Below are 13,891 nucleotides of genomic sequence, written 5' to 3'. Positions count from 1 at the left end.
GCCGGAGTTCGCACTTACGGCGGGCCGGAGCCGAGCAGCGTCCATGCCCCGTAGGCCGCCGAAGCCACCGCGAGCACGGCGACGACCGTCACCGTGCGAGCCGTGGTGCGCAGCCGCAGCAGCGCGACGGCGGGCGGGAGGAGCAGGGGGAACGCAGGCATCATCAGCCGCGGCCTGGACCCGAAGTACCCGGAGCCGATCAGCGCGATGACGACGACGGCGATGCAATAGGCGAGTACGGGGAGCGGCTGGCGCTGCCGTACGCACAGGAACACCACCCATCCCAGTCCCGCCAGCGCGGCACCCAGCCCGAGCGCGCCGGGCAGCGGCAGTCCGAGGATGAACGAGGCGAGCGCCACACCTCCGTCGATGCTGTTGCCCCACTGCGCCTGGACGTCGAAGTACGCGAACGGGCTGCCCTCCCGTACGGCGACGAACACCACGTACGCGAGCCAGCCCAGCGGCGCGAGCGCGGTACCGGTCAGCATCCGCGCATTGCGGCGGACGATGCCGTCCGTCCGGCCGGCCCGGTACTCCCCTGCGAGCGTGACCGCGGCGGTGATCGCCAGGGCGGCGATGAGCGCAGCCGCGGAGGGCCTGGTCAGCCCCGCGCATACGCACAGGGTGCCCGCCACGATCCAGCGCCGGGTCAGCACGGCGTACAGCGCCCAGGCGGCGAAGGCGGTGAACAGGGTTTCGGTGTACGCCATCGACTGGACGAACGCCGTCGGGTACACACCCCACAGCGCGGCCAGCACCACCCCGGTCCGGCGGCCGTACAGATGCGCCCCGACGGCGAAGATCCCCCAGGCGGCGAGGAGCGCGGCGGCCCAGGCGACCAGCAGTCCGGCGCCCGCGAGGGAGAGCGGGGTCAGCTCGGCGATGCCGCGCTCCAGAGCGGGCAGCAACGGGAAGAAGGCCAGGTCGGAGTGGATGCCGCCGTCGGGGAGGGTGACGGTGTGGCCGTAGCCGTTCTCGGCGATCCGCTGGTACCAGACGGAGTCCCAGCGTTCGCCGAGGAGGTGGAAGGCGCTCTTCCCGGCGTTCGACGCGGCGGCGGCGAGGACGACGAGACCGATCAGGCGCACGGCCGCGTACGCCCCGAGGGCCGGTGCCGCCGCCGTGAGGGCCGCGGCGAGACGGCCTCGGGCGGGAGGCTGCGGCTGCGTTCGGTGGCCGCGCTGCCGCACGAGCTGCGGTGCGGGAGCGATGGCCTGAGCGGCCGGATCGTCGTCGGGCATACTGCCGATTATCTCCGCAGCGGGTGACCTCGGCCGTCACGGGGCGGGCAGCGGCGCCGGGCTGCGGCCACGGCCCGGACCGGCTACGGACGAAGCTTGGTGCGGGAGAGCGGCAGGGCGGGGGCGATCGACCAGAGGACCTCGGCCTCGTCCTCGCCGGGGTTGTCCCAGGCGTGTGCGGCGCGGGCCGAGAACGTCGTCGAGTCGCCGGCCTCCAGGAACCTCGGCTCACCGTCCACGCTGAGGCGCAGCGTGCCGCGGACCAGGTAGGCGAAGACGGTCTCCGCCTCCAGGCTGTACGCGCCGCCCGAACCGCCGCCGGGCCGCAGAATCGTCCGCATCACCTGGACGTGCCGCTCCTCGGCCGGTGTGAGGAGGAACTCCTCGATGCCGTGCCCGCCCATTTCCAGCTTGGCGCCCAGGCCCCCCTTGACGACGTCCTGGTCCGGATAGTCGAAGAGGGCGGCGATGCCGGTACCCAGGGCCTCGCAGATACGGATCAGGGTCGGGACGGAGACCGAGGTCTTGCCGCGCTCGGCGAGGCTGACGAACCCCTTGGTCACGCCTGCGGATTCGGCGATCCGAGCGAGTGTCAGCCCCTGTGCCAGGCGGAGCTCACGCAGCCGCGGGCCGATCGTGGACATGTGGCTGTCAGGGGCTTCGGGCATGGCGGACACGCTACCTGTCGAGGAAGTCACGGTCAGTGGTCGGGGACAAATGCAGGTCAGAAGGGTCTTTACCCATCGAGTTTAGTGCTGTAAAACTTTGACGAAAGTTTAATGACGCTAAACAAGGCGTCCTGGTGGACCGCTGTGCCGCCCTCCCCCTCCCCTGCCCGTCCCGCACCATCCGAGGAGTGAGCCGATGAGCTCCCCGTCTTCCCAAGAGAGCACCGCACGCACCGTGCGCGGCGTCGTCTTCCGCTCCCCCGGGCAAGAGGTGACCGTCACCGACGTCACTCTGGCCCCGCCCGGTCCCGGCGAGGTCGAGGTCGCCGTCACGGCGGCCGGTGTCTGCCACTCCGACCTGCATGTCATCCGCGGTGAGTGGGACCACCCCACCCCGGTCGTGATGGGCCACGAGGGCTCGGGCGTGGTCACCGCGCTCGGCGAGGGCGTCTCCGGTCTCGAACCCGGCGACCATGTCGTCCTGTCCTGGGTCCCGTCCTGCGGCACCTGCCGTTTCTGTGTCTCCGGGCGCCCGGCCGCGTGCAGCCTGGTCGCCGAGGTCGTGGCGCCCGGCGGGGTGCTGTACGACGGCACCAGCCGGCTCTCCGTCGACGGTGAGCGGGCCCACCACTACCTGGGCGTCTCCTCGTTCGCCGAGCGCGTCGTGGTCCCCGCCTCCGGCGCGATCAAGGTACGCAAGGACGCGCCCCTCGATGTGATAGCCCTCGTCGGCTGCGCCGTCGCCACCGGTGTCGGCGCGGTCCGCAACACCGCGGGGGTCGAGGCCGGGGCCACCGTAGCCGTCATCGGCTGCGGCGGTGTGGGCCTGTCCTGTGTGCAGGGCGCCCGGCTCGCGAAGGCCGGCCGCATCGTCGCCGTCGACGTGGTCCCCGAGAAGCTGGAACTGGCACGCCGGCTCGGCGCGACGGACGCGATCGACGCGCGGGACGGCGATGTCGTCGAGGCGCTGCGGGCCCTGGTCCCGGAGGGTCTGGACTACGTGTTCGACGCCATCGGCAAGATCGAGACCACCGAGCAGTCCATCGCGGCACTCGGCCAGGGCGGCGCCGCCGTCATCGTCGGTCTGCCGCCGACCGGCCGCACCGCCCGCTTCGACCCGCTCGCACTCGCCGAGGCCGACCAGCGCATTCTCGGCTCGAACTACGGCTCGGTCGACGCGGGCCGCGACATCCCCGCCCTGGTGGATCTCGTGGTGTCGGGTGACCTCGACGTGGAATCGATGATCTCGGCACGGCGTCCGCTGGACGAGGCGGGCGACGCACTGGCCGACCTCGCCGCCGGCCACGCCCTGCGCCAGCTGCTGATGATGAAGGACCGGACATGAGCACCGCCGGAAAGCAGGCCGCTCCCGGAAAGCCGGCCGACGGCCTGGCCCACCGCTCCGTCTCCACGTTCGAGGTCGGCGCGCAGAGCGTCGCGAATGTCGCGCCCAGCGCCGTCATCGCGTTCGCCCCCGCCAGCATGGCGGCGTCCGCGGGCAACGGCGCCTGGTTCTCGTTCTTCCTGGCCATGGCCGCCGTCCTCGCCATCGCGTACTGCATCTGCGTCTTCGCCCGCAGGCGGGCCGGGGTCGGTTCGCTGTACGCCTTCTCCCGGCTCTCGCTCGGGGCGCCCGGCTCGTTCGTGACCGGCTGGGCCCTGCTCATCGGAGCGGTGTGCATCGGTTCGGGTTCGCTCGCGGGCGCCGGGTACTACACGGCGCGCGCCCTCGACCAGATCGGCATCGGGCTCTTCACCGGCATCCCCGGCCAGATCCTGCTCGACGTGCTGCTGGCCGCCGTCGCGATCAGACTGACCATCGCCAGTGTGCGGACGGCGGCACGCGTCGCCTCCGTGCTGGAGGTCGTGTCGATCGTCCTCATCGTCGTCGTGCTGGTCCCGGCCTTCTTCAAGAGCGGGAACATCATCGACACCGATCAGCTGAGCCTCAGCGGTTCCACCCTCGACGGTGTCGTCTTCGCGGTGGTGCTGGGTGTCCTCGGCTTTGTCGGATTCGAGGGCGCCGCATCGCTGGGAGCCGAAGCCACCGACCCGTACAAGGCGATTCCCCGCTCGGTGATGGGCAGCGCCGTACTGGCCGGTGTGCTCTACATGTTCGCCACGTACGCGCAGGTCGCCGGGTTCGGCGGGGCGGACGCCCTGGCGAGGAGCAGCGACCCGATGGACGAACTGGCGGAGCTGTCGGGTCTCGGCTTCCTGAAGTTCTTCCTGCACGCGGGCTTCGCAGCGTCGTTCGTGGCCGTGGTGATGGCCTGCATCACCGTCGCCGCCCGGCTGCTGTTCGGGATGGCGAAGGAGGGTGTGATGCCGGCCCGGCTCGGTGTCGCCCACCCCCGTCACCGGACCCCGTCCGTGGCGATCTGGGCCGTCGCCCCGTTCGTCGCCGTTCCCGCGGTACTCGTGGTCGGCGCCGGGACCGAGCCGCTGAACGCGACGTCGTACATCGACACCGTCGGCGTCTTCGGCTACATGCTCAGCTACACCCTGGTGTGTCTGGCCGCGCCGTTGTTCGTACGACGGATCGGGGCCCGCGGACTGATCGTCACCTGGTGCCTGGGGCTGATCGGCGCCGCCGCGATGATCTACGTCTTCTACCGCAACCTGTGGCCCGTCCCGGCCTGGCCGCTGAGCGTGCTGCCGTACGTGTTCGTCGGCGCGCTGGTCGTCGGCATCGTCGGCTTCGCCGTGCTGCGGGTCCGAAGGCCGGAGGTCGCCGAACGCGCGGGGACGTTCGCGGACGACCTGGACTGACCCTCCGGAGCGGACCCCGGACCGGCCGCCCCGTGGCCGGACCCGCGCCTCTCCCGCCCCGCCCCTCCTCCCCCGATGCCCTGCCCCTCCCGCACCCCGCGGGCGGGGCGGGGCATCGCTCATTGGGCCCGGGTTTGGGGCCAAGGGCCCAGGTCACCCGGCTCGTACACCCGTACGCTCACGCCACACCCGAAGTGCGGAACTGCGGGCACAGGCATGTCAAGCAGGCGTCGGAGAGGAAGAACCGTGAGTGGTGGCGGGGGCTGGGAAAGCGGAAGCACGGGCCGCATACCACCGGGAGTCGGGGGTGGTTCCGGCGCGAGCAGTGGCGTGTTCTTCGCCCTGACCCGTAGTTGGGCCGCCGGCGCTCTCGTCTACATCGCCGCCGGATATCTGGTGTCGCGCGGGCTCGTCGAGATGCTCGCCACCGACGAGCGGCTGGCGAGCTTCGGCTGGCGCCTGGGCCTGCTGCACGTGCCGACCGTCATCACGACCGTGCTCACGGTCCTGGCCTCGGCCCGCGTCCTGCCCGACGAGCAGCGCGAGTCCCGGCCGCTGACCCTGCTCGCCTCCCTGGGTGTCCCGCTGGCCGCGCTCGCCCACGGATTCGCCGTGTCCTGGCATCTCGTGGGCCTGGAGGGCACGTTGATGCCGGTCGTCACACTGGCGACCGGTTCGGCCGCGGGGCTGGCCGTCGACCGGCTGCTGGACGACCGCGACGAAGAGCCCGCCCCGTCGCCGTACCACCCGTACTCCTGGCGGGACGGCGGGGCCACCGCCACGGAGTACCTCGGGGTGATCGTCCTCGTCGTCACGATGATCGGCGCGATGGCCATGGCGGGGGTCGGCGGGCAGATCGGCGAACGCATCCGCTGTGCGATCAGCTCGCTGGGCGGCGGCGGTGGCGGCTGCTCCACCGGCGGCGGGGACACCACCGCGAAGCCGAAGACGGACGCCGACTACGAGCCCAAGATGTGCCAGGTCTCCAGCATCTCCGAAACCGTCGGCGACAAGGTCAAGATCGGCTGGTTCGAGTGGGGCAACGAGTACGGCTTCCAGCAGAAGGTCAGCCAGGCCAGGACGGACGTGAACAACGACGGCAGGGTCGACGAGAACGACAAGCTGGTCCACATGACGTTCACCGACGCCGCTTCGGCCGGCGTCACCGCCGGCACCCCCGGCGTCAAGCTCGGCAAGCTGGGCAAGGCCGATGTGGACGTCGGCGGCGGCATCAAGATCACCAACGGTGACACCTGGGTCTTCAAGAGCGAGGAGGACGCCAAGAAGATGCGGGACGACATCGAGGAAATGAAGATGTGGGAGACCTCCACCAAGTACAGCGGCGGCTACGGCGGCGGCTGGTACTCCGGGATGAAGTGGGCCGACAAGAAGAAGGACGTCGAGGACAAGATCGGCGACAAGAAGATCTCGTACTCGACGATCGGTCTCAACGCGTACGCGGACGGCGGCCTCTCCATCAGCGCGGGCGACGAGACGAAGCTCGGCGCCAAGCTCGGCGGCAAGGCCAAGTTCTCCCCCGAGGTGACCATCACCAAGGACGGCGTCAACGGCAACGAGTCGTACACGTACACCGCCAAGCTCGACCTGGAGGGCAAGGTCAGCGGTTCGGCCGGCCCGCTCGGCGGCGCGGCCGCCGCGAAGGACAGCCGGACCGGGGCGATCACCGTCACCCGCGACCAGAAGACCGGCAAGATCGTCCGCATCGACATGACCCAGACCGTCGAGAACGGTTCGACGTCCGCCAAGGGCGACATCAGCGGCGACAACGGCGAGAAGGGCAAGGACAAGCGCGGCGGCAAGGTCAGCGGCACCGACTCCTCCGGCGAGACCGGCATCGAGGTCAGGACGAACTCGATCGTCTTCGGCAAGGACACGGACAAGGCCACCGAGGACAAGCGGGCCGTCGCCGAGCAGTGGCTGGACGGCTCCGGCAACAACACCGCCCCGTTCGAGTACCTGTTCGGCGACCACTCCCCGCAGCAGAAGCCCACCGGAACCGACCCGTTCGATCAGCTGATGTTCCAGGACGGCCTGTCGAGCACCATGAAGTACCACGGCGAGACGGACGCCCAGGAGTTCGGCTTCGAGATCTCCCTCGGCATGAGTCTGGGAATCTCCATCTCGGACGAGCACAAGAAGGAGACACTGACGGACGCGCAGTTCCTCGGGGCTCCGCAGGGCGACAAGCGCTCGTACCTTCCGTACAGCTACTGCGCGAAGTAGTCCGTACACCGGGTACGGCTACGGTGCGCAGCAAGCACGCACGACGACGAGGCGATAGGCGATGACGACGATGAAGATGTCCCGGGCACTCGGCGCAGCTGCTGCCGCCGTCATGGGCCTCGCCCTGGTCACCGGCTGCGGCGGCGACGACGCAGCCGCGCTCCCGGACGGCTGGGACCGGCTCGACACCGGCAGCCTCTCCGTCGGCTACCCCGCGAACAAGGGCTACAAGGAGCAGCCCGCGGCCGACCGCGCCAAGGCCAACGCCGCCGTCGCGGTCAAGGAGGTGGGCGGGCTGCGCACCGGCCTGGTCTCGGTGCAGCTCGATTTCGCCTCGGGCGTGGACGACGCCGGTGAGGCAGCGGCCGCGGCGGGCGCCGGTATCGGGCTCGGGGCGACCCGCAAGGAGACCTCGGACGTGCAGCTCGCGGGCGACGACGGTGCCCTCGGCGCGCGCAGGATCGATTACGAGTTCACGTCGAGCGGCAAGGAGCAGACCCCGGCGCAAGGCACCCGGATGACCGGGGTCCTGGTGGCGGGAATGGACTCGAAGGACGTGCCGTTCCTGGTCCGGATCAATGCGGTGAAGGGCTCGCTGAGCCGGCAGGACCTCGACGCGTTCGTCGAGTCGATCACGGTCAAGTAGCGGATCAGGGGCTCTCGTTCATGCAGATCCTGCCCGGAGGCACGGCCACGTTCCTGCTTCTGTTCGGCCTCCTCCTCGGCGCGTTCGCCATCCGGTCGGCGCTGCGGCTGAGCCGCGTGCTGCGGCTGGTCCGGCACGGCGAGCGCGCCGAGGGCCGGTGCGCGGACCGCCGGACGGTCGACCGGGGGCCGGGCACGGAGCGGAGTTACGTCACCGAGTACGTCTTCGCGTTCCGTACCCGCGACGGCCGCGAGATCGAGTTCACCGACCATGCCCCGGGCCCGTTCGGCTTCGCGGTCGGGGCGCCGGTCCGGGTCAGTTACGACCCGGCGGACCCGGCGAAGCACGCGACGGTGGCGGGGCCGGGGTCGTGGGGGCCGGTGGTGATGCCCGCGGTGTTCGCCGTGGTGCCGGGGGTGTTCGCGGTGGGGCTGCTGCTGGGGTTCATGGCGCTGCGCGGGTGGCTCTGACCTGCCGGTGCCCCTCCCGGCAAGGCCTTGCCCGGGCACAGCGCTAACGGCTGGGGACCTCGCTCCCGAACAGCATCCACGGCGACTGGTCGAACGATGCCACTCCGGACAACTGCGGCTGTGTCGCGGCGATTTCGTGCCGTACGGCGAGTGTGTCGGGCCAACTGTCGAAGAACGTCGTGCCGTTGATGACGACACCGCTCCAGTCGGTGGCCGCGGAAGCGCCCTCCCGGTCGACGACGAAGCCGATGCACAGCACGGAAGCGCGCCCTATCGCCTCCCTGATCGCCCGCGCGGCCACCTCCTGCTCGTCCCGCGTGAGCCGCCCGAATCCGAATTCGAGCGCGACGACTCCGTCCCTCATCCGCCGGACACGCGCCGGGACGTCGGTTCCGCTGTTCACCCACAGCAGGAAGTCGACCGTGTCGATCCGTTGCAGGCCGGCCAGGAGTACCAGTTGTTCCCTGGTCACCCACGAGGGAGTGCCCCACGGATCGGGCCCGGGGCCGAGGAGCGTGACCCGCCGTGTGACGGGGTGGCTGAGCCGCAGCCCCGCAGCGTCGAGATCGCCGAAGAGCGACTCGGCGTCCGGGCGGCTCCAGCCGAGATGGTACGAGTAGAAGAAACCGTTACTCATCGATACATCACCCCAGGGAACGGATACAGGTGGAGGGTGCAGATCAACGTGCGTATGGGCGCGCCGGACATGCGCCCGTGACGGGCGCCGGGTCGGATGTGCTCACGGTCGGTCACGTACGAGCGTAATGAGCCCCGCCTGCCCGGGCTTGGGCCCACGGGCCCAGGGTCGGGCCCCAATGAGCAGGGCCCGCCGGTCACGGGCACCGGACACCACGGCCTCCGCCGTCCGCGACCACCGCGGCCGCGGCGGGGGCCTCCTCGGCGGCCCGTGCTGCGGCAGCCGCGGAGTCGGGCCGGCCCGGCCACCAGAACGTACGGCCGACATCGAGGGCCAGGGCGGGGACCAGCACGGACCGGACGAGGAAGGTGTCGATGAGGACACCGATGGCCACCACGAGGCCGATCTCGATGAACGCCACCTGCGGCGCGGTGGTCAGTGCGGCGAAGGTCGCCGCGAGCACCGCGCCCGCGCTGGTGATGACGCCGCCGGTGGAGGTGAGGCCGGCGAGCACCCCGGCGCGGTGGCCTCGGTGACCGGCCTCCTCGCGGATGCGGTGGATGAGGAAGATGTTGTAGTCGACGCCGAGCGCCACCAGGAACAGGAAGCCGATCAGCATGACCTGGACGTCCACCGCCGGGAAGCCCAGGACGTGCTCGAACAGTTGCCGGCTGATGCCGAGCGCCGCGAAGTAGGACAGCACCACGGTCGCCATCAGAAGCAGCGGGGCGACCAGCGCCCGTACCAGCGCCACCAGGATGAGGAAGACGACGGCGAGCACCAGCGGGATCACCACCTTGCGGTCGTGGGCCTGGGCCGCTGCCTTCTCCTGGGCCATCGCCGTGGGCCCGCCGACCTGTGCGTCGGCGTCGGGCACGGCGTGCACGGCGGTCCGGATCCGGTCCACGGTGCGGGCCGCGGCCGCGCTGTCCGCGCTGTCCTTCAGCACGGCGCGCGTGGCGGCGAGGGTGCCGTCGGTGGACTTCTCCGCCGGGGCGACCTCGGCGACCCCGTCGATGCCCTTGAGTGCGGCGGCGATCGCGGGGGCGGCGCCGGCCTTGCTGATGACCTCGGCGGGCCGGCTCTGTCCGGCCGGGTAGTGGGCGGCGAGGAGGTCCTGGCCGGCGATCGAGCCCGGCTTGCCGACCACGAGGTGTTCGTCGTCGAGTCCGGTCTTCAGGCCGAGCGAGCCGAGCGCGAGGACGGTGAGGACGAGAGCGGAGCCGATCCACACGAGGCGGGGGCGCCGGGAGATCCGGTCGCCGATCCGGTCCCACAGGCGGTGGCCGGCGTTCTTCCCGGCCGTCCCGGCGCGCGGCACGCGGGGCCAGAACACCCAGCGTCCGAGCAGCACCAGCACGGCCGGGAAGAGTGTGGTCATCGCGGCGAGTCCGCAGCCGATGGCGATGGCGCCGGCCGGGCCGAGCGTGTAGTTGAAGCCGACGTCCGCCCGGGTGAGGCAGAGCAGACCGATGCTGACGGTCGCGGCGGACGCGGCGATGGCCGGTACGGCCCGGCGCAGCGCGGTCCGCGCCGCCAGGTGCCGGTCGTCGTGGACCCGCAGCTCCTCGCGGTAGCGGGCCAGCAGCAGCATCGCGTAGTCGGTGCCCACACCGAACAGCAGGGCCGTCACCACGATCTCGTTCCCGCCACCGACCGTCAGGCCGAAGCCCCTGGCGAGGAGGTACGAGACGGCCTGGGTGGTGAGGAAGGCGACGCCCACGACGAGGAGGGGCAGCAGCCACAGGATCGCGCTGCGGTACGTGATCAGCAGGAGCCCGGCGACGACGAGGACCGTGATGACGGTCAGCGCGCGGCCGGTCGACTCACGGGCGTCGGTGGCATCCAGCGAGTTGCCCGCCGGGCCGGTGAGCTTCGCTTCGAGGCCGTCGGGCCGGCCGGCCGTGGCCCGGTCCCGCACCTTCTCGGCGTTGTCCGCGAGCGCGGTGCCGTCCTCCTTGTCGAGGGGCACCAGCACGGTGAGCGCCTTGCCGTCGGCGGAGGGTCTGGCAGGCCCGACCGGCCCGGCCGCCGGCGTGGCGAACTCCTCGATGTCGGCGGCGACCTTCGCCTTGTCCTCGGCGGTGAGCCCCTCGGCGCGGGCGTAGACGACGATGCCGAGCGAGATCCTGCCGTCGGCGAACCGGTCGGCGAGGCCCGCGACTTCGGTGGACTCGGCCCCGCGGGGCAGCTCGACGGTGAGTTCGTCCTTCTCGATGCCGGACAGCTGTCCGGCGAGCGGCACGGACACGGCGACGATGATCAGCCATGCGATCAGCGTCAGCCACTTTCCCTTCCTTCCGGCAGGTGAGGTCACGAGCCGGTCGGCCCAGCTGTGCGGTCTTGACATGGGGGCTCCTCGTCCAGGGTCGGGCAGGGGGACTGCGTAGTCGGGGCGCGGGGTGCGCGGCGAGTGCCGCCGCCGCGTGGTCGCGGGCACGACGGAACCAGGGCCTCTCCCCCGAATGAGGTCATGCCTCATCGGGCGCGGCACGCCCGTGATGGCTGTGCGGCGCCTGTACGGCTGCGAACTTCAGGAATTCAGATAGGCGAGGACGGCGAGAACGCGGCGGTTGTCGTCGTCGGAGGGTGCCAGGCCGAGTTTCGCGAAGACATTCGACGTGTGCTTGGTGACGGCCTTCTCACTGACGCCGAGCCGTCCCGCGACGGCGGCGTTGGAGCGGCCCTCCGCCACCAGCGACAGCACCTCGCGCTCGCGTGCGGTGAGCCGGCCCAGCGGTTCGTCGCTCGCGTTGCCCGCCAGGAGTTTCGCCACCACGTCCGGGTCCATCGCACTGCCTCCGGCGGCCACCCGGCGCACACAGTCGATGAACTGCCGGCTGTCGAAGACCCGGTCCTTGAGCAGGTAGCCGACCCCGCCGGAGCCGTCCGCGAGGAGCTCGCGGGCGTAGAGCTGCTCCACGTACTGCGAGAGCACCAGCACCGGAAGTCCGGGGATCCTGGTCCGGGCCTCGATGGCGGCGCGCAGCCCCTCGTCGGTGAAGGTCGGGGGGAGGCGTACGTCCACGAGCGCCACGTCGGGCCGGTGCTCGATGAGCGCGTCCAGGAGTTCGGGGCCGTTGTCGACGGCGGCGGCGATCTCGAATCCGTGGGCCGTCAGGAGGCGGACCAGGCCTTCCCTCAGGAGGAAGAGATCTTCGGCGAGAACAATGCGCACGGGATCTCCATGGTCACCATCGTCGGTCCGCCCTGGGGGCTGTTCACGGCAAGTATGCCGTCGAATGCGGCAATGCGGCTCTCGATTCCGCGCAGCCCGGTCCCCGCCGACGCGTTCGCACCGCCGATCCCGTCGTCGCTCATGCTGATGCGCAACGCGTCGTCGTCGTGCCGGATGTCGATCCAGACGCGTCCGGCACGGGCGTGCTTCGCCGTGTTCGTCAGCAGTTCACCGACGGCGAAGTACGCGGCGGACTCGACCGGTGCGTCCAGCCGCCCCGGCAGATCGACGACGACGTCGACCGGGAGGGGGCTGTCCAGCCCCAGGGCACGTACGGCGTCGCCCAGTCCCCGGTCGGAGAGGACCGGTGGGTGAATTCCCCTGACAAGGTCGCGGAGTTCGCCGAGCGCCTTCGATGACGAGTCCCGCGTCTGCGCCAACAGGGCCCGCGCGGCTTCGGGGTTGGTGTCCAGGAGTTGTTCGACGGCGTCGAGATTCATGCCCATGGCGACCAGCCGGGCCTGCGCCCCGTCGTGCAGATCGCGTTCGATGCGGCGCAGCTCCGCCGCCTGGCTGTCCACGACCGCCCCGCGCGTCCGGGTCAAATGCCCGACGCGGGCGACGAGTTCGTCCCCGGGGCGCGGGCCGAGCAGCTTGCGGGTGAACCGGGCGTGGGCGGTGAGGAGCCGGGGTCCGGCCCAGAGGCCGAGGCCGATGAACCCGATGCCCGCCAGGGGCATCAGCCAGGTGCCCACGCCCCGCTCGCCGCTCACCCGGATCAGACCGGCGTAGTGGTCGTCGTAGCCGGCCGACACGAGGGCGTCCCAGACGAACGGGAAGACCAGGCCCTCCAGCCCGTAGACCAGCAGCGCCGCGGGCAGCAGCGCGAGCACGGTGCCGACGACGGGGTCGCCGACCGTCCACAGCATGTCCCGCCAGGTGGCGGGGTCGGAGAGCAGGTGCCGGCACCGGTGCCACCGGCCGGCGAATCCCGGCTCGCGGGCCGGCAGCGGACGGTACGGCTCGGAGATCCTGACCCCGGACCAGGTGTGCGCGAGGCGCCGCGACCGGTTCGCCAGCTTCCGTACACCCGCCACGACGAGCGGCAGGAGCAGCACACCCACGCCGAGCCCGAGATACACGAGGGAGATCACCATCAGGACGAAGAGTGCGAGCTGTGGCACCTTCTGCGCCACCAGGGCGAGTCCCCGCAGTGGCGGCTGCCAGGGTCTGGGCGGTGCTGGTGCGGTCATGGCTGCTGCCTCCTGCGAGTGGCCTCTTGGTCCGGCAGAGAGCAGTCTGTCGTGCGACGGCGCCGGGAGCATTGGGCCTGACCCCCATTTCCAGGGGGACTCAGGTCCCCCTGCCCGACCGCGTCGAGGTCACCGGCCGGTGTCCGTCGCCCTTGGACTATCCGATGGACAACGCCGGCTGAATCGCCCATGGTGTACGTCGATGACACGCACCGATTCGCCTCCCGCATGGGACGAGCGCACCCAGTTGGCCACCTTCCTCGACTACGTACGCGACACCGCACGCGCGAAGTGCGAGGGCGTCTCACCGGAGGATGCCCGCCGGGCCCCGCTGCCCGGCTCCCCGCTGATGACGATCGCCGGGCTGATCAACCACCTCAGCTGGGTCGAGTACGCCTGGTTCGAGGTGGACTTCCTCGGCGGCGAGGACGAGGGCCCCTGGACGGACGAGGACCCCGACCGCGAGATGCGCATCGCGGTGGACATGCCGCTCGCCGATGTGCTGGCGCAGTACGAGGCACGGACCACCCGCTACCGCGAACTGGTCGCCTCCCACGACTTGGACACGCCGGCCAAACGGCCACGCAGCGACGGCCGTTACCCGGATCTGCGCTGGATCGTCCTGCACCTGATCGAGGAGACGGCCCGGCACAACGGCCACCTCGACATGATCCGGGAGATCGTCGACGGCACCACCGGGGTCTAGGACGCGTCCGCCTTGCGCAGTGCCGGTCCGGGCTGTTGCCGCTGACCGCCTTGCCTCGGCGGCGAGCCGCGATCGC

12 protein-coding genes are annotated in these 13,891 nt (G+C 71.1%); 6 read left to right on the top strand and 6 right to left on the bottom strand.

Features of this window, described 5'->3' with window-relative positions; translation table 11 throughout:
• Positions 1-14 precede the first annotated feature (14 nt).
• The gene (locus ACFVV1_RS01245; RefSeq protein WP_389982638.1) at positions 15-1,241 is read right to left on the bottom strand and encodes a hypothetical protein; all 1,227 of its coding nucleotides are present in this window, start codon (positions 1,239-1,241) and stop codon (positions 15-17) included.
• 83 nt (positions 1,242-1,324) lie between these two features.
• The gene (locus ACFVV1_RS01240; protein WP_389982635.1) at positions 1,325-1,909 is read right to left on the bottom strand and encodes a helix-turn-helix domain-containing protein; all 585 of its coding nucleotides are present in this window, start codon (positions 1,907-1,909) and stop codon (positions 1,325-1,327) included.
• A gap of 196 nt (positions 1,910-2,105) precedes the next feature.
• Here ACFVV1_RS01240 and ACFVV1_RS01235 point away from each other — a divergent pair, with 196 nt between their 5' ends.
• The 5 genes from ACFVV1_RS01235 to ACFVV1_RS01215 all read left to right on the top strand — a co-directional run bounded on the left by ACFVV1_RS01235 (position 2,106) and on the right by ACFVV1_RS01215 (position 8,041).
• A complete protein-coding gene (locus ACFVV1_RS01235) occupies positions 2,106-3,254 on the top strand; it encodes a Zn-dependent alcohol dehydrogenase (RefSeq protein WP_389982631.1) in 1,149 nt (382 codons plus the stop codon).
• Entirely contained in the window at positions 3,251-4,681 is a 1,431-nt protein-coding gene (locus ACFVV1_RS01230; protein WP_389982628.1) for an APC family permease, read from the top strand. The genes ACFVV1_RS01235 and ACFVV1_RS01230 overlap by 4 nt, the downstream gene beginning before the upstream one ends.
• Before the next feature lie 246 nt (positions 4,682-4,927).
• A complete protein-coding gene (locus ACFVV1_RS01225; RefSeq protein ID WP_389982625.1) occupies positions 4,928-6,925 on the top strand; it encodes a hypothetical protein in 1,998 nt (665 codons plus the stop codon).
• Positions 6,926-6,995: 70 nt separating this feature from the next.
• The gene (locus ACFVV1_RS01220) at positions 6,996-7,571 is read left to right on the top strand and encodes a hypothetical protein (protein WP_389983879.1); all 576 of its coding nucleotides are present in this window, start codon (positions 6,996-6,998) and stop codon (positions 7,569-7,571) included.
• 20 nt (positions 7,572-7,591) lie between these two features.
• A complete protein-coding gene (locus tag ACFVV1_RS01215) occupies positions 7,592-8,041 on the top strand; it encodes a DUF3592 domain-containing protein (RefSeq protein WP_389982622.1) in 450 nt (149 codons plus the stop codon).
• A 43-nt stretch (positions 8,042-8,084) separates the two neighbouring features.
• Here ACFVV1_RS01215 and ACFVV1_RS01210 read toward each other — a convergent pair whose 3' ends face one another.
• From ACFVV1_RS01210 to ACFVV1_RS01195, 4 genes are all read right to left on the bottom strand, one after another.
• Positions 8,085-8,678: a hypothetical protein gene (locus tag ACFVV1_RS01210; protein ID WP_389982619.1), complete on the bottom strand. Its 594-nt coding sequence runs from the start codon at positions 8,676-8,678 to the stop codon at positions 8,085-8,087.
• Between the two features lie 196 nt (positions 8,679-8,874).
• The gene (locus ACFVV1_RS01205) at positions 8,875-11,028 is read right to left on the bottom strand and encodes an MMPL family transporter (RefSeq protein ID WP_389982616.1); all 2,154 of its coding nucleotides are present in this window, start codon (positions 11,026-11,028) and stop codon (positions 8,875-8,877) included.
• Between the two features lie 183 nt (positions 11,029-11,211).
• Positions 11,212-11,856, bottom strand: coding sequence for a LuxR C-terminal-related transcriptional regulator (locus ACFVV1_RS01200; RefSeq protein WP_389982613.1), 645 nt, complete (start codon positions 11,854-11,856; stop codon positions 11,212-11,214).
• A complete protein-coding gene (locus ACFVV1_RS01195) occupies positions 11,820-13,109 on the bottom strand; it encodes a sensor histidine kinase (RefSeq protein WP_389982610.1) in 1,290 nt (429 codons plus the stop codon). Before ACFVV1_RS01195 ends, ACFVV1_RS01200 begins: the two co-directional genes overlap by 37 nt.
• A gap of 202 nt (positions 13,110-13,311) precedes the next feature.
• On the opposite strand from ACFVV1_RS01195, the gene ACFVV1_RS01190 reads away from it, so the two are divergent.
• Entirely contained in the window at positions 13,312-13,815 is a 504-nt protein-coding gene (locus tag ACFVV1_RS01190; RefSeq protein WP_389982607.1) for a DinB family protein, read from the top strand.
• Positions 13,816-13,891 lie beyond the last annotated feature (76 nt).

Source organism: Streptomyces sp. NPDC058092 (assembly GCF_042884935.1).
Classification (GTDB): Bacteria; Actinomycetota; Actinomycetes; order Streptomycetales; family Streptomycetaceae; genus Streptomyces.
This window is presented reverse-complemented; position numbering and strand designations above follow the sequence as displayed.

Coding starts and splice junctions, on each gene's coding strand:
- ACFVV1_RS01190 (WP_389982607.1), top strand. CDS start 13,312: ATGACACGCACCGATTCGCCTCCCGCATGGGACGAGCGCACCCAGTTG.
- ACFVV1_RS01210 (WP_389982619.1), bottom strand. CDS start 8,678: ATGAGTAACGGTTTCTTCTACTCGTACCATCTCGGCTGGAGCCGCCCG.
- ACFVV1_RS01220 (WP_389983879.1), top strand. CDS start 6,996: ATGAAGATGTCCCGGGCACTCGGCGCAGCTGCTGCCGCCGTCATGGGC.
- ACFVV1_RS01205 (WP_389982616.1), bottom strand. CDS start 11,028: ATGTCAAGACCGCACAGCTGGGCCGACCGGCTCGTGACCTCACCTGCC.
- ACFVV1_RS01230 (WP_389982628.1), top strand. CDS start 3,251: ATGAGCACCGCCGGAAAGCAGGCCGCTCCCGGAAAGCCGGCCGACGGC.
- ACFVV1_RS01195 (WP_389982610.1), bottom strand. CDS start 13,109: ATGACCGCACCAGCACCGCCCAGACCCTGGCAGCCGCCACTGCGGGGA.
- ACFVV1_RS01235 (WP_389982631.1), top strand. CDS start 2,106: ATGAGCTCCCCGTCTTCCCAAGAGAGCACCGCACGCACCGTGCGCGGC.
- ACFVV1_RS01215 (WP_389982622.1), top strand. CDS start 7,592: ATGCAGATCCTGCCCGGAGGCACGGCCACGTTCCTGCTTCTGTTCGGC.
- ACFVV1_RS01245 (WP_389982638.1), bottom strand. CDS start 1,241: ATGCCCGACGACGATCCGGCCGCTCAGGCCATCGCTCCCGCACCGCAG.
- ACFVV1_RS01240 (WP_389982635.1), bottom strand. CDS start 1,909: ATGCCCGAAGCCCCTGACAGCCACATGTCCACGATCGGCCCGCGGCTG.